Origin of the sequence: Longimicrobium terrae, assembly GCF_014202995.1 — a bacterium.
GTDB lineage: Bacteria > Gemmatimonadota > Gemmatimonadetes > Longimicrobiales > Longimicrobiaceae > Longimicrobium > Longimicrobium terrae.
The window spans coordinates 143,198-159,582 of the sequence record NZ_JACHIA010000008.1; the positions used below are offsets into that span (position 1 = coordinate 143,198).

Here is a 16,385-nt window from a genome sequence, read left to right on the forward strand (position 1 = left end):
CCCGGGTCCCGCGGGAGATCATCCGGCGGGGTCGCGCGCCAGGGCAACCAGCGCGGCGAGCTCTTCGGGATCGAACTGCGCGAGCTGGGCGTCCATGATCTCCTGCGCGAAGTCCTTGAGCACGGGCCAGGCAAACAGGTCGCGGACCGCGATGTTCACTCCCAATTCCGGCCGCACCCGCGAGATTACCCGTACCGCCAAGAGCGAGTGGCCGCCGAGCTCAAAGAAGTCGTCCTGGCGGCCCACCCGGTCCACGCGCAGCACCTCCGCCCAGATCTCGGCCAGCGCCTCCTCGATTTCGTCCACGGGCGCCTCGTACTCCCGCGACGCGTACGCGCCGACCTCCGGGTCGGGGAGCGCGGCGTAGTCCAGCTTGACGCTGGGGGTAAGAGGGAAGCGCTCCATCCGCACGAACGCGGCGGGAACCATGTAGTCCGGAAGCCGCTCGGCCAGGTGCGCCCGAAGCACCGCCGGGTCCAGCGGCTCGTCGCCGGTGTACCAGGCGACCAGCCGGTTCTCGCCCGCAGCGTCGGCGCGGGCCAGCACGGCCGCCTCGTCCACGCCCGGGTGCTCGCGAAGGCGCGCCTCCACTTCGCCCAGTTCGATGCGGAAGCCGCGGATCTTGACCTGGAAGTCGTTGCGCCCCAGGAACTCGATCGTCCCGTCCGCCAGCCACTGGGCCAGGTCGCCGGTGCGGTACAGCCGCGCCCCAGGCTCCGCGGCGAACGGATCGGGGACAAAGCGCTCGGCCGTGAGCGCGGGCCGTTCCAGGTAGCCGCGCCCCACGCTGTCGCCGCCGATGTACATCTCCCCCGCCAACCCGACGGGGACCGGGTTGCCGGAAGGATCCAGCAGGTACACCCGCGAGTTCGCCGTCGGCCGCCCGATGGGCACCACCCCGCGCACGTGCTGGGGGCCCAGGTTGGGCGCCATCACGGCCGTCGCCGCCTCGCTGGGGCCGTACAGCTGGTGCAGCTTCGTCCCCGGCAGCCGCTCCAGGAAACGGGTGAGCCCCGTCCCGGAAAACGACTCGCCGCCCATCAGGATCTGCCGCAGCCCCGCGGCCAGATCGATGCTCGGGTGCTCCAGCATCACCATCAGCAGCGAGCCGGTCAGGTTCATCACCGTGATCCCGCCGTCGCGGATCGTCTGCAGCAGGTAATCCGGGTCCCTGTGACCGCCGGGGCGGGCCATCACCACTCGCGCGCCCACGCTCCACGGAAGGAAGAGTTCGCGGATGTGCCCGTCGAAGCTGAGCGAGGTCTTGCACAGCACCACGTCGTCCGCGCCCAGGCTCCACGCCCGCGCGCCCCACGCCAGCCGGTTCACCAGGCAGCCGTGGTGGTTCATCACCCCCTTGGGCCTGCCCGTCGAGCCGGAGGTGTAGATGACGTAAACCAGGTGATCGGGATGCACATCCGCCCGCGCCGGGTTGGTGTCCGGCCGGTCCGCCCAGGCATCCGCATCCGTTTCCAGGCGGATGACGGGAATCCCGGTCTCGCCCATCAGCCCCGCAACCAGCGCCTCGGGGACGCCGGATGCGAGTACCGCGGCAGGATTGCTGTCCTCCACCATGAAGCGCAGCCGGTCCGCCGGGTAGTCCGGGTCCAGCGGCACGTACGCGCCGCCCGCCTTGAGGACGGCCAGCAGCCCCACCGCCATCTCCATCCCCCGCTCCGTGCACACGCCCACCAGCACGTCCGGCCCCACGCCCAGCCCGATCAGGTGGTGCGCCAGGCGGTTGGCGCGCGCGTTCAGCTCCGCGTAGGTGAGCGTCCCGTCCGCCCCGGTGACCGCCACCACGTCCGGCGTGCGGACGACCTGCTGCTCGAACAGATGGTGTACGCACGCCTCCCGCGGGAACGGCGCGCCCGTGGCGTTCCACTCCACCACCACCCGCGCCCGCTCCTCCGCCGGCAGCACCTCGATGCTCCCCACCGGCCGCCCGGGCGCGCGCTCCAGCGCTTCCACCAGCCCCTCCAGCGCGGTGTGCATCATGGCGCACACCCGGCCCGCCTCGCCCTGCGCCCGGATCTTGGCCGTGAGCCCCATCGCGCCGCCCAGGTCGTCCACGTTCAGCGTGAGCGGGTAGTTGGACCGCTCTTCGGCCCGCAGCCGCCGCACCCCGTCCTGCGCCGTCCCCGCATCGGCCGCTCCCGAAGAAGCCGAACCCGAGGGGGTGGCCGCCGCGCTGTGGCGGTAGTTCAGCAGCGAGGTGAAGAGCGGGGCCGGTGCCTCCACGCCGCTGCACCGCTGCGCCAGCGACAGCGGGGCGTGCTCGTGGCGCAGCAGCCGCGTGAGCAGCGCGTGCGTCTGCCGCACGGCCGCCTCCGCTCCCGTGCTGCCCAGCCGCACGCGGATCGGGAGCGTGTTGATGAACGGCCCCATCATCCGCTCGGCGTTCTCCCCACCCGTCATGCGGCCCAGCAGCAGCGTGCCGAAGACCACGTCGTCCCGCCCCGACACGCGGGCCAGCACCTGCGCCCAGGCCACGTGGCACAGCGTGGCCGCGCTCACCCCCAGCGCCCGCGCCCGCCGCCGCAGCCGGGCCGCCAGCCCCGCCTCCACCCACATCCGCCCCACGTCCATTCCGGACCCGTCGCCGCGCGCGTCCCGCAGCCCGAACGGCGCCGTGGGCTCGTCCACGTCGCCCAGCATCTCCGTGAAGAACGCCCGGTGCTCCTCGCCGCTCACCCCCAGCTGCGCCTGCGCCACCAGGTTGCGGAACGGCACCGGCGCGGGCAGCTGGTCCGCGCGCCCCGCCAGGTGCGCGTCGATCTCCGTCTGCATCACCTCCAGCGTCGTGTGGTCGCTGATCAGGTGGTGCCGCAGGATCATCAGCAGCCAGCGCCCGCCCGCCGCGTCATGCGCCACGTGGGCGCGCATCAGCGGGGCGTGCCGCACGTCGATCCGGTGGTGCCGCGGATCGAACCGCGCGTACAGCCGCTCCGCCGCGTCTCCGCCCGCCGCAGGCCCCTCCACGTCCAGCTGCACTTCGTCCACGCGGAGCCGGGCCTCGCGCCACACCACCTGCACCGGCTCCCGCACGCCCTCCCACACCACGGCCGTGCGCAGGACGTCGTGCCGGTCCATCACCGCCTGCAGCGCGCCCAGGTAGCGGTCCAGCTCGGCGCGGCTCCCGTAGCTGTACAGTGTGGCCAGCAGGTACGGATCGCCCTCCGTGGTCATCAGGTGGTGGAACAGGATGCCCTCCTGCAGCGGCGCCAGCGGGTAGATGTCCTGTACGTTCCCCGCCCCGCCCTCCACGCCCGCCACCACCGCGTCGATCTCCGCCTGCTCCAGCGTCACCAGCGGCAGCATCTCCGGGGTGATGCGGGTGCACCCGGCCGGGATCGCGTTCGGCGGCACCGCCACCTCGGCGGACTCGCCCCCCACTTCCGCCGCCAGCGCGGCCAGCGTGGGCGCGGTGAACACCGCCCGCACCTCGGCGTGCAGCCCGCGCTGCCGCATGCGCGCGATCACCCGCACCACCAGCAGCGAGTGCCCGCCCAGCTCAAAGAAGCCGTCGTGCCGCCCCACCCGCTCCACGCCCAGCACCTCGGCCCAGATCTCCGCCAGCGCCGTCTCCGTCTCGCCGACCGGCGCCTCGTACTCGCGCGACGCGTACGCGTCCCCCTCCGGCGCGGGGAGCGCGGGGCGGTCCAGCTTGCCGTTGGGCGAAAGCGGAAGCCGCTCCAGCCGCACGTACGCCGCGGGCACCATGTACTCCGGCAGCGTCTGGCCCAGGTGCGCGCGCAGCACCTCCGCGCCCGCCGCCTCGTCGGCCACCACGTACGCCACCAGCCGCCGGTCGCCCGGCGCGTCCTCGCGCACCAGCACCACGGCCTCGCGCACGCCCGGGTGCTCCCGCAGCCGCGCCTCGATCTCGCCCGGCTCGATGCGGAAGCCGCGCACCTTGACCTGGAAGTCCGTCCGCCCCAGGTACGCGATGGTCCCGTCCGGCAGCCACCGCGACAGGTCGCCCGTGCGGTACATGCGCGCCCCCGCCTCACCCGAGAACGGGTCGGGGACGAAGCGCTCCGCCGTCATCGCCGGGCGGTCCAGGTAGCCGCGGCCCACCCCGTCGCCCCCGATGCACAGCTCGCCCGCCACCCCCGCCGGCACCGGCTCGCCCGCCCGGTCCAGCAGGTAGGCGCGCGCGTTGGGCATGGGACGGCCGATGGCCACCGGGCCGTTCATCTCCTCCGCCACCCGCACCGGTCCCGCCACCGCCGTCGCGGCCTCGGACGGGCCGTAGCGGTTGTACAGGGTGGCACGCGGAAGCCGCTCGTACAGGCGCCGCACCAGCGCGGGCGGCAGCGCCTCGCCGCCGCACGGCACGCGCACCAGCGACGTGCACTCCTCCACCCCCGGCTCCTCCAGAAACAGCTGCAGCGACGAGGGGACGAAGCTGGCCGTCCCGATCCCGTAGCGCCGGATCAGCTCCACCAGGTACGCCGGATCGCGGTGGCCGTCCGGGCGCGTCATCACCACGCGCGCGCCCAGCATCAGCGGCCAGAACAGCTCGTACGCCGAAACGTCGAAGCTGAGCGACGCGTTCTGCAGCACCGACTCGCCCGGCGCGAGCTGCCAGCGGAGCTGGATGCCGGCGATGCGGTTGACCACGTTGCGGTGGATGTTCATCACGCCCTTGGGCCGGCCCGTGGAGCCCGAGGTGTAGATCACGTACACCAGGTGGTCCGGCCCCACGCCCACGCCCTCCGGGTTGGTGTCCGGCAGCGCCGACCACCGCGCCGCGTCCGCGTCCACGGCGAGCACGGGAACGTCCATCCCGCCCAGCCGCACCGCCAGCGACGCGTTGGCCAGCAGCACCGCGGGCCGGCTGTCCTCCAGCATGGTGCGCAGACGCTCGTCGGGCAGGTCAGGGTCCAGCGCCACGTACGCGCCGCCGGCCTTGAGGATGCCCAGCAGGCCGACCAGCAGCTCCAGGCTGCGCTCCACGCAGATCCCGACCCGCCCGTCCGGTCCCACGCCCAAAGCGCGGAGGTGGTGCGCCAGGCGGTTGGACCGCGCGTTCAGCTCCGCGTACGTCAGGCTCTCGCCCTCCCAGACCACCGCCTCCGCGTCCGGCGTGCGCTCCGCCTGCGCCTCGAACAGCTGGTGGACGCAGGCCTCGCGCGGGTAGTCCGCCTCCGTCCGATTCCACTCGTCCACCAGCCGCGAGCGCTCGTCCGCGGACAGCAGCGCCAGACGCTCCACGGGCTGGTGCTCGTCGGCGGCCATCTCCCGCAGCACGCGCCGCAGGTAGCCCGCCCACCGCTCCACCGTCTCCTGGTCAAAGAGCGCCGTCGCGAACGTCACGCTCCCCACGATCCGGTCTTCCGTCGCGCGCAGCGCCAGCGACAGGTCCACCTTGGCCTGCACCTGCGACGACTCCGCGCCTACACGCCCCACCTCCACCCCCGGCAGCGACAGACCTCCGCCGCGCTGCATGTCCTGCCAGGTGAACATCGCCTGGAACAGCGGCGTGTGCGACAGACTGCGCGCCGGATCGACCCGCTCCACCACCTGCTCGAAAGGGATGTCCTGGTGGTGCTGCGCGGAAAGCGCGCGCTCCTTCACCCGCGCCAGAAGCTCGGAGACGGTGGGAGCGTGCGAGAGGTCCATGCGGAGCGCGAGCGTGTTGACGAAGAAGCCGATCAGCCCCTCGATCTCCCGCCGCCCGCGGTTGGCCACCGGCGTGCCGATCACCACATCATCCCGGCCGGAAAGCCGGCTCAGCACCACGGCCCAGCCCGCCAGGAGGGTGATGAAGAGCGTGGTGCCATGCCGCCGCGACAGTGCCTTGAGCGCCGCCGTCAGCTCCTCGTCCAGCTCCAGACCGAGCCGGGCGCCGCCGTGGTTCATCTCCGCCGGGCGGGGACGGTCGGTGGGCAGCTCCAGCAGCTCCGGCGCGCCGCCCAGCGTCTCGGCCCAGTAGTCCGCCTGCTCGCGAAGGACGTCGCCCTCCACCCAGCGCCGCTGCCACGCCGCGTAGTCCGCGTACTGCACCGGCAGCGCGGGAAGGTGCGCCTCCCGTCCGTCGCGGAACGCGCCGTAAATCGCCGCGAGCTCGTCGAAGAGCACGCCCATGGACCAGCCGTCGCTGACGATGTGGTGCATCGTCATCAGCAGCACGTGGTCGTCGTCGGCCAGGCGGATGAGGGCACCACGGATGAGCGGCCCCTGCTCCAGATCGAAGGGCGCATCCGCCTCTTCAGCCATGCGGCGCTCGAGCTCGGCTTCCGCGCCGGGGTGGCCGGTCAGATCGTGCTCCACCAGGGCGAATCGGGACGACGACGCCGGCGCGATCCGCTGCTCGGGAACGCCGTCCACCTCCGTAAAGACCGTACGCAGCGTCTCGTGCCGCGCCACGATGCCGTCCAGCGCCGCCACGAGCGCGTCACGGTCCAGTGCACCCCGCAGGCGCAGCGGTGCCCGGACGTGGTACGTGCCGCCCAGGTTGCCCAGCTGTTCCAGGAACCACAGCCGCTGCTGCGCGAACGACAGCGCCAGCCGGCCCTCCCGCGAGGCCGGCTCGATGGGCGGCAGCTCCGAGTGCGCCGCCGCCTCCAGCTCCCGCGCAAAATCCGCCAGCACGGGGAGGGCGAACAGCTCGCGCAACGCGATTTCCACCGCCAGCACCTGCCGCACCCGCGAAATCACCCGCACCGCCAGCAGCGAGTGCCCGCCCAACTCAAAGAAGTCGTCCCACCGGCTCACCCGGTCCACGCCCAGCACGTCGGCCCAGATCTCCGCCAGCGCCTCCTCCGTCTCCCCCGCCGGCGCCTCGTAGCCACGCCGCGAAAAGGCGTCGTCCTCAGGAGCCGGAAGCGCCTTGCGATCCAGCTTGCCGTTGGGCGTAAGCGGCATCTGATCCAGCCGCACGAAGGCCGCGGGAACCATGTACGCCGGCAGCGCCGCCGCGATGTGCGCGCGGAGCACGTCCGCACGGACGGTTTCGTCACCCAGGACGTAGGCCACGAGCCGCGCCTGGCCGGGCGCGTCCTCGCGCACCAGGACCACGGCCTCGCGCACATCCGGGTGCTCCGCCAGCCGCGCCTCGATCTCGCCCAGCTCGATGCGGAAGCCGCGCACCTTGACCTGGTGGTCCGTCCGGCCGACGAAGTCCAGCGTCCCCTCCGGCGTCCACCGGCACAGGTCGCCCGTGCGGTACAGCCGCGCACCCAGCTCCGCGCCGAACGCGTCGGGAACGAAGCGCTCCGCCGTCAGTCCGGGACGCCCCAGGTAGCCGCGCGCCACCTGCGGCCCGCCCACGTACAGCTCGCCCGCCACGCCCGCGGGGACCAGCTCGCCCGCGCCGTCCAGCAGGTACGTCCGCGCGTTCGCGATCGGCCGGCCGATGTCCGGCGCGGCCGATCCCCGCACGTCGCCGGAGGTGGCCACCACGGTGGTTTCCGTGGGGCCGTAGTTGTTCACCAGGCGAAAGGGGATGGGCTCCGGCGGCATCCGGCGCAGGCGGTCGCCGCCCACCAGCAGCGTGCGAACCGTGCCCTCCCGCACCCCGCGGCTGAACGCGTATTCGGCCATGGGCGTGGGGAGAAAGCTGACGTCCAGCGTCTGCCCGTCCCACCAGTCCAGGATGTCGTCCGGGTCCACCCGGCCGCGACCGGGCAGGGCCAGCTCGCCCCCGGCGGCGAGCGGGGGCCAGATCTCCCACGCCGCCGCGTCGAACCCCAGGCTGGCCACGCTGGACGAGCGCGTCCCCCGCCCCACCCCGAACGCCTCGCCGTGCCAGTGCACCAGGTTCACCAGGCTCTGGTGCGCCACCATCACGCCCTTGGGACGGCCGGTGGAGCCGGAGGTGTAGATGACGTACGCCACGTGGGCCGGCGTAAGCGCGCCAGGCTCCGGATCGGTGGCGGGCTGATGGTCCCACGCAGTCGCAGTCGCGTCCAGTTCGATCACCGGCACGTCCAGCCCGGCGACCCGGTCCCGCAGCGCCGCCTGCGTGAGCACGGCGGCCGGCGCGCTGTCCGCCAGCAGGTACGCCAGCCGCTCGGCGGGATACGCCGGATCCAGCGGCACGTACGCGCCGCCCGCCTTCAGAATGCCCAGCAGGCCGACGAGCATCTCCGGGCTGCGTTCGACGCAGATCGCCACGCGCACGTCCGGACCCACGCCCAGCGAGCGGAGGTGGTGCGCCAGCCGGTTCGCGCGCGCGTTCAGCTCCGCGTACGTCAGCGATTCGCCCTCGCAGACGACGGCCGGGGCGTCCGGCGCCTCCGCCGCGCGGGCCTGAAAGAGTTCGTGGATGCACGAGGACTGGGGGTAATCCGCATCCGTCCGGTTCCACTCCTCCAGCACCTGCGCGCGCTCCTCCGCGGACAGCATGGCCAGCCGCTCCACGCGTTGCCCGTCATCCGCCACCATCTGCTCCAGCACGCGCCGCAGGTAGCCGCCCCAGCGCTCCACCGTCGCCCGATCGAAGAGCGACGTGGCGTACGTGAGGTCGCCCGAAATCCGCTCGCCCGACTCGCGCAGGGCAAGGAGCAGGTCGAACTTGGCCTGCGTGTCGGAGGTCCCCGTCGCCACGCTCTCCACCTCCAGCCCGGGCAGGGACAACGCGCCGCTGGCCCCCGGGGTGCTCTGCCAGGCGAACGTCGCCTGAAACAGCGGGGAGTGCGAAAGGTTTCTGGTGGGCTGAACCAGTTCCACCACCTGCTCAAAGGGGATGTCCTGGTGGTGCTGCGCCTCCAGCGCCTGCGCCTTGACCCGCGCCAGCAGCTCCGCCACCGTCGGTCCCCCCGACAGGTCCATGCGCACGGCCAGCGTGTTGACGAAGAAGCCGATGAGCCCCTCCGTTTCCCGCCGCTCGCGCCCGGCCGTGGGGGTGCCGATCACCATGTCGTCCTGCCCCGACAGGCGGCCCAGCACCGTCGCCCAGCCCGCCAGGAGCGTCATGAAGAGCGTGGTGCCGTGCCGCAGCGACAGCGCCTTGAGCCCCGCCGTAAGCTCCTCGTCGAAGTCCATCCACAGCCACTCGCCCGCATGGTCCATCTGCGCCGGGCGCGCGTGGTCCGTGGGAAGCTCCAGCAGCTGCGGCGCGCCGTCGAGGGTGCGCTTCCAGAACTCAGATTGCTTCGCGAACCCCTCGCCCTCCACCCGCCGCCGCTGCCACGCCGCGTAATCGGCGTAGTGGATGGAGAGCGCGGGCAGCTCCGCCTCGCGCCCCTCGCGCGCGGCGGCATATCCCGCCGCCAGTTCGCGGGTGAGCACCCCCATCGACCACGCATCGCTGACGATGTGGTGCACCGTCACCAGCAGCACGTGGTCGTCCCCCGCCAGGCGGATCAGGCGGCCGCGGATGAGCGGGCCGCTCTGCAGGTCGAACGGCGCGCGTACCTCCTCCGCCATCAGCCGGCCCAGTTCCTCGTCCGCGTCCGCCTGACCTTCCAGGTCGTGCTCCGCGAGATGGAACGCCGCGTCCGCCGCGCCGATGCGCTGCTCGGGAACGCCGTCCACCTCCGCGAACGTCGTCCGCAGCGCCTCGTGGCGGGCGACGATGCCGTCCAGCGCACGGACCAGCGCCGCCCGGTCCAGATCGCCCCGCAGCCGCAGGCGCAAGGGGATGTGGTACGTGCTTCCCAGGTCGCCCAGCTGCTCCACGAACCACAGCCCCTGCTGCGCAAACGACAGCGGCAGCTGCGCGTCACGGGACACGGGCTCGATGGGCGGCAGTTCCGACTCACCCCGTACGAGGTCGCGGGCGCGCGCCATCTGAAGAAGCTTGCGGCGCTCGGCCAGGGTCAGTTCGGTCATGTCGGACTTCATCAGTTGGGTGTCGCGTTCGGGCGGGTGGATCGCAAACAGGAACGGCCCCGCGACCGGGCATGCGGCCGGGGGGCGTGGTCGTGTACGTCGCGGGCGAAAGCGGGATGCGCCTCGCGGGACGGCGAAGCGTCAGACGGCGAGTTCGCGGAGCAGGGCCGTCAACCTCGCCACCAGAGGGGGCGAAGCGGCCTGCCCGTCACGGGGGATCCGGAAAAGACGTCCTGATCCGTGAGGGGTCACATCAGTAGCCGGCTGCGCGCTCCGTGGCTGTGGACGCGTCCAGACAATCTGGCTGATGTGCGGCAGGCGCTCGCGCGAACGCACCCTCCGCTCATCAGGCTCGCACCCTGCCCGCTCTCGCGTCTGCGAATCGGCGTCTCCGCATCGGAGCGGGAGCGCAACGCGAGGAAAAGAACGAGCAGGCGGGCGGGATGGAAAATCGAATATAACTGGCGGATAACTTTCCCTCAACCGGAACGGAGAGACGCGGGGGCTGCTCTGCGGCGTTCTCATGCGGACACCGTCCAGCGCATGGCGCATCGTCGACGAGGGCGTCGACCCGGAGCCGGTAGGGGACATCCGCCGAGTGGCTCCGCAACTGGCAGGCCGGGATCAGACGCCTGCCGGCCGCGGTAATGCACGCGGCGCTCGACCGGCTCGCGCTCGGCACCGACGCCGTTGACCGCTTCGTCCTGGACGGCCCCGGGCAGGTCCCGGCACCGGGGACAGCGAGCCCGCCACGGGCGCGGGCCGGCATAAACATGAGAACGCGGGATCGGCCCCGCGCAGTCATCCTCCGGGTTCTGCGCCACACACCCAGTGGCCGGGCCACCTCGCACACCCCCGCGGCCGGGAGGGAGCGGCAAGCGTACAGATCCGCCTTTCCCTCTGCCCGCCGCACGCACGCGTTGGGTACGACCGCCCTGCCCCCGGGCCTAATCGCCCGAACCATGCGCACGGTTCCCGCCGATATGATTGACTTCGCGAGGTGCGGTGATTATATAGACTGTGCGCCTCAGACGGAACTGGAATAACTCAAAAGGAGTGACGAACATGGCAGAGAACTTGGAACCGGGCTTCAGCCTCACGGGGCGGGTCATGGATGGCAAGGTCGTGCTGGATCCGTTCAACGTCACCGCGGCGGAGCCTACGGACCCCGATCGGGGCCCGGACGCGGGTGGCACCTTCGTCGCGGTAAACGCGCCGTTCGATCCGGAATCGGTCGACGCGGAGTTGGCCGGGGCGGAGTTGGTCGAGGCGTAGCCTCGCAGTTGTCGAGGTTCGATTCACATCGTCAGGGGGGAGGTTCTCCATGAGTGTCGAGGCTCTACTGAATACGCAGATTTCGAGTGGCCGTGTTGCTCTTGCGGCGCGGGTTGCTCTGTCACAGTGCAGCCCTGACACCGAGTGCCCGATCTACCTTGAGGCGCTGGATCAGGCGCTTGAGGACGAGCCTCCCCCCTACGATACATCGGTTTACGCCGATATCTACGAGAAGGCGGCGCTGAGCGGCCGCTGGATGGCCGTGTCGCTGATTACCAACGCCGAGCGTGAAGGCGACGGCGCCAAGCGGCTGTGGTCGCTGGCGGCGTGCTCTCCCGAGCCCACGGTACAGCACCAGCTCAAGTGCCACGCCGTGGACGAGTCGCGGCACGCGCTCCTGTACCTGGCGCTGCTGGACCTTACCTTCCCCGGGGCCGCTGACCCGGCGTTCCGGACGGATCTGAACCGGCTGTCACCCAAGTTCGCGCTCAAGCACGACCTGTACCCGGTGCCAGGCTCGCCGTACGCCAAGAAGGCGACGATCGACGACTTTCTGCAGATGAACATCGCCGAGATCCGGACCACGATCCACCACATCATGCAGCGTCCGGCCATCTCGATGCACTGCTCGCCCGACGCACACACGAAGGTCGCCTCGATCCAGAATTCCCTGCTCCGCGACGAGTTGAAGCACGTGGCGTACACCGCCGTGCTCATCGAGCAGATCGCGCGGGAACTTCCGCGCGAGCGGGTGAACGCCCTGTTCCGCAAGCGCGTGGGTGACTTCAACCGGATCACCTACAGCGAACTGGGAGGCACGGGCCTGTTTGACTGCTCGGTCGCCTGCTGCGCGCGGAATCCATCGTGCCGGGCCACGAGCCAAGAGCACGTCGTCCCCGCGACCTCGAACTTCGCCGCGCCGGGACTGCCCGTGTTGAACTGACCCGCCCGCATCATCAGCCTTACAGCGTGCGAAAGCGGCTCCGGAACCTGATGCGGTTCCGGAGCCGCTCGGTTTTGCATCTGCCCCATCGTCCAGCTTTTTCGTGGATTGTGTTGAGCAGGTACGGGGATCCGGCACCTGGGGCGGAGAACCGGGAGCATGTACTCGCACACGGACCGCGTTTTTCACGTCCGCAGGAAGTGCCGGATCCCCCGATGCTGGCAGGAGCGCAGGTGCCGCATCAGGCCTTTCCATCGGCTACACAGAGCAGTGGGTCGGCACGCAACGAGCACAACGTTGTCCGGCACAATTCAGCAAGCCTGGTCCCAAAAACAAGCCGAGGGACAATCGTGGCATGCGACCTACCCAATTGGTGATATTTTTATTGACTTACCCCACCTGCACGGCCATTTTGTACATGCGGCACTTACGCCGCTGGTGGTGAGTTCACTCTTGATGGAGCGAGCACCATGAATGACAGGGAAAAGGTTACCGGCAACAAGCGCCAGGCGGTGGGAACGGGGGCGGCCATCAGCACCGAGGCGGAACGCGCGTCGCTGGCGCAGGCGATTGATGAGCAGCGCACCGGAATTGTTCTGAGTGGGCGCATCGTGAACGGAAAGGTGGAGTTGGACCGTTCCTCGCTGGACCGGATCGCCAGCCGGTTCGCCGATGCCGAGATCTCGTTCGTCGCGGTGAACGCGCCGTTCGATCCTCTGACCGCGTAAATCGCGGTCTGATCCGCGGGCCCGCGGGCCGGGCCCACACTCTGTGCGCAGGATCGCGTTTCCCAGGGCGGGTGGCGCGATCCTGTTTGTCCGGCCTGCACGCTGCCCCGAAACGTCCGACCCTTCCGGGCCGCGGCCATTCACACCCATCCGCCCGCAGCAAATGGATCTGGATCAGTTCCTCGTCTCCCGGGATGTGGACCTGCCCACTCTCGTGGACAGGGTGAACGCAAAGCTGGGGCTCCTTCCCGCCGATGTCCTGATCGCAGTGGGCTCTCTCGTGGAGGGACTGGGCACCACCAAGTCGGACCTGGACCTGCTGCTCGTCACCGCGCGGCCCGGGGAGCAGTCCGGGAGCGAGGTGGCGGTGGTGGCGGGGCGCTGCCTGGTGGACGTCCGGGTGCTGCCCGTCTGGGAAATCACCGACCTGGTCGGCAAGGTGGAGGACTGGTACCGGTCACCGTGGGATGTGACGCACGCGGTGCGCTTTACGATCAAGGACCGGCTCCTCCTCCACCGCCTGCTGCGCGGGCGGCGGCTGACGGAGGGAAGCGGGGGCGGCACCGGCGACATCCCCTGGCCGCGCCAAGAGGTGCTGGCCCGCCTCAAGCTGCAGGTGGCGCGGCAGCACGCGCGTACGGTCCAGGTAGACATGGCGGGGCACCGCGACATGAGCGACTGGTGCTCGCTGGTCTATGCAGCGCAGGACCTGCTGGGTGCCTCGGTGGACGCGCTCACCGCTGGATACGGGCTCACGAATCCGTATTCCAAGTGGCGAAGCCGCATGCTGGAACGGGTCCCCGACAGCTGGGAGCACGACCTCGGCTCGCGCCCCGACGGGCGATCCGCGGCAGAAGCGGTGTGGCGGCTGCATCACACGCCGGAGCGGCCGGACCGCGAGGCGGCGCTGGAGCACGCGTTCCGGATCAGCGCCTTTTCCCGCATGGTGTTCAGCTGGGCCGAACGCCGGCTGGTGCTGAACTCCGCCGCCGCGGAGGGCGCGGATCGGTCGTGGCCCGCGGAAAGGCCCCAGCCCGGCGCGGAACGGCTCCCCTTTCTGGACTTCGACGTCGACTTTCAGCTGGCGGGAGAGCAGGTACTGCTGGGCCGCTTGAACGAGTTTGCCCCCCCCGCCCGCCTGTCGCGCGCCGAGTTCGGCATGGCCCTGCTGTTTGACGGGATCACCACCGTCCGCGAGGCCGGCGCCGTCTTCCAGGGCCGAGTGCCCGAGGGAGAGGAGCACCGCCCCGCGCAGACGCTGGTCGCCAAACTGGCTGGCGCCCGCCTGCTCGCGCCCTGATCGGCGGCCCCATCGCCCCCGCTCCCCGTACTCACCAGTGGCGCAGGTGGCCGCGGACACCCTCTCGCCTTGCCGTTGCCGATGAACAACGAACCGTTCCAGGCGCCCGTCCCGGCCGGCCTCCCGGCGGAGGCCTGAGCAATGCCGGCCCTCTACGACCAGATCGGCCATGGCTACGACACCACCCGCCGCGCGGACCCCTTTCTCGTATCGCGCATCGTGAACGCGCTGGGGGAGACGAAGGGGGGGCCGTGCCTGGACCTGGCATGCGGATCGGGCAACTACACCCTCGCGCTGGCGGGGCACGGAATCAGGATCCACGGCACGGACCAGTCGCGGACGATGATCGCCTCGGCCGCGAAGAAGGCGGGGCGCGGCGCGCCGGTGACGTGGTCGGTGGCGGACGCCACGGCGCTCCCCTTCGCCACGGGCGCGTTCGGCGGGGCGGTGTGCACGCTGGCGCTGCATCACTTTCCCGCGCTGGCGCCACCCTTCGCCGAGGTTCGGCGGACGCTGGCCGGCGGTCGCTTCGTGCTTTTTACCGCCACCCGCGAGCAGATGGCCGCGTATTGGCTGCGTGAGTACTTTCCCGTGGCGCTGGAGCGCTCGGCATCGGCGATGCCGGCGGAGGACGAGATCGTCAAGCCCCTGCGCGCGGCCGGGTTCGGCGACGTACGGCTGGAGCCCTACGAGGTTGCGCCCGACCTGCAGGATCTGTTTCTGTACAGCGGCAAGCATCGCCCGCACATGTACCTGGACGCGAATGTGCGCGCCAACATGTCCACCTTCGGCGCGCTGGCCGATCCCGCCGAGGTGGCGGCAGGGTGCGCGCGTCTCGCCGCCGACCTCTCGTCGGGGCGCATCGACGAGGTCATCGCGGCTTACCCGTCACGGGGCGGCGACTACCTGCTCGTCGCAGCCGGCGACTGACGGCCCCCACCTCCGCCTCAGACGCCCCCCGCCGGCGAATCAGCCCGCCGCGATCCGGCGAGCGGATCGCCGGCACCCGCGCGTGACCGGCGCAGCCCCCGCCATCGTTGAAACCTGTTGAATGCAAGATCATCGGTTCTCCGCGTTCACGGCGCGACTCAACGCTCCACCCACGCCATCGAGCCCCCGGACCCCGGCGGGAGAAAGCCACGCGTGAACAGATCATTCCAGCCATCGCCCAACGTGACCCATGTCACCCCCTCGATGACGAGCGGCATGGCGGCGCGCGCGCGTGCGCTGCGTGCCACGGGGCGCACCGTGGTGGACCTGAGCCAGGGACAGCCGGAATTCGACACCCCGGCATTCATCCGCGAGGCCGCGCAACGCGCGATTGACGAGGGAGCGACCCGGTACACCGCCACCGACGGCATACTCCCCCTGCGCGAGGCCATGGCGCAGCAGGCGAACCGGCGACATCAGGGTCTCGACGAGGTGGGCGCAGACGAGGTGGTGGTTACCTCGGGCGCGAAGCAGGCGCTGTTCAACGCCTGCTTCGTACTCTTCGGGCCGGGGGACGAGGTGCTGGTACCCACGCCGAACTGGACGAGCTACTACGAGATCGTGGAACTGGCCCGGGCTGTCCCCGTCCCCGTCCTGGGAGACCCCGCGCAGCAGTGGAAGGTGGATCCCGACGCGCTTCGGGCGGCCTCTACCCCCCGCACCCGGGGAATCCTTCTGAACTCGCCCTGCAATCCCACGGGGGCGGTCTACTCCCCCGGCGAGATCGCCGCCATCGCCGCCCTGGCCCGGGAGCGCGGGTGGTGGCTGCTGAGCGACGAGGTGTACCGCCGCATCGCGTACGAGGCCCCGGCGAGCTCCGTGCTGGACTGTACCAGCGACCGGGAGCGGGTGGTGGTGATTGACGCCGTAAGTAAGTCCTTTGCCATGACGGGATGGCGACTGGGCTGGGCGGTTGGGCCACGGGAGGTTGTGAAGGCCATGGCGGCCATGCAGTCGCACACCACCTCCAACGCGGCGGCCGTCTCGCAGCACGCGGCCCTGGCCGCCCTGCAGGGGGGTGCCGCGGCGGACGGCGCGGTTGCGGAGATGGTGGAGGCGCTCCGCCAGCGGCGTGACGCCGCGCTGCAGGAACTGCTGCGGCACGGCCCGGTGGAACACGTGCGGCCCGACGGGGCGTTCTACCTGTACGTCCGGGTGGGCAGCACGGGCGGCGTTGACCCGGGCGCCTTTGCGTACGACCTGCTGGAGCGGGAGGGAGTGGCCGTGGTGCCCGGCGCGGCCTTCCGCACGCCGGAGTGGATCCGGATCTCGTACGGTGGCGCGGAGGCGGATGTCCGGCAGGGGGTGAGGACGATTGCAGACACGCTGCACGCCGCCCGGACCGCCGGCTGAGCGGAGCCGCCGG

The 16,385-nt window shown here is 71.1% G+C and carries 7 protein-coding genes; 6 read left to right on the top strand and 1 reads right to left on the bottom strand.

All coding sequences use genetic code 11. The annotated features are described in order from the left end of the window. Positions 1 to 18: 18 nt before the first annotated feature. Positions 19 to 9,795, bottom strand: a complete 9,777-nt coding sequence (locus HNQ61_RS14865; RefSeq protein ID WP_184430745.1) for a non-ribosomal peptide synthetase — start codon at positions 9,793 to 9,795, stop codon at positions 19 to 21. Between the two features lie 1,053 nt (positions 9,796 to 10,848). On the opposite strand from HNQ61_RS14865, the gene HNQ61_RS14870 reads away from it, so the two are divergent. From HNQ61_RS14870 to HNQ61_RS14895, 6 genes are all read left to right on the top strand, one after another. Then, entirely contained in the window at positions 10,849 to 11,058 is a 210-nt protein-coding gene (locus tag HNQ61_RS14870) for a hypothetical protein (RefSeq protein WP_170036708.1), read from the top strand. Positions 11,059 to 11,107: 49 nt separating this feature from the next. Next, positions 11,108 to 12,001, top strand: coding sequence for a hypothetical protein (locus HNQ61_RS14875; RefSeq protein ID WP_183685688.1), 894 nt, complete (start codon positions 11,108 to 11,110; stop codon positions 11,999 to 12,001). A gap of 470 nt (positions 12,002 to 12,471) precedes the next feature. Then, on the top strand, positions 12,472 to 12,729 hold the full coding sequence (locus HNQ61_RS14880) for a hypothetical protein (protein ID WP_170036704.1): 258 nt from the start codon (positions 12,472 to 12,474) through the stop codon (positions 12,727 to 12,729). 163 nt (positions 12,730 to 12,892) lie between these two features. Next, positions 12,893 to 14,029, top strand: a complete 1,137-nt coding sequence (locus HNQ61_RS14885) for a hypothetical protein (RefSeq protein ID WP_170036702.1) — start codon at positions 12,893 to 12,895, stop codon at positions 14,027 to 14,029. 141 nt (positions 14,030 to 14,170) lie between these two features. Next, positions 14,171 to 14,959 (top strand): class I SAM-dependent methyltransferase, encoded by a 789-nt coding sequence (locus HNQ61_RS14890; RefSeq protein ID WP_170036700.1) that lies wholly within the window; start codon positions 14,171 to 14,173, stop codon positions 14,957 to 14,959. Positions 14,960 to 15,172: 213 nt separating this feature from the next. Then, a complete protein-coding gene (locus tag HNQ61_RS14895; protein WP_170036698.1) occupies positions 15,173 to 16,372 on the top strand; it encodes an aminotransferase class I/II-fold pyridoxal phosphate-dependent enzyme in 1,200 nt (399 codons plus the stop codon). Positions 16,373 to 16,385: the final 13 nt, after the last annotated feature.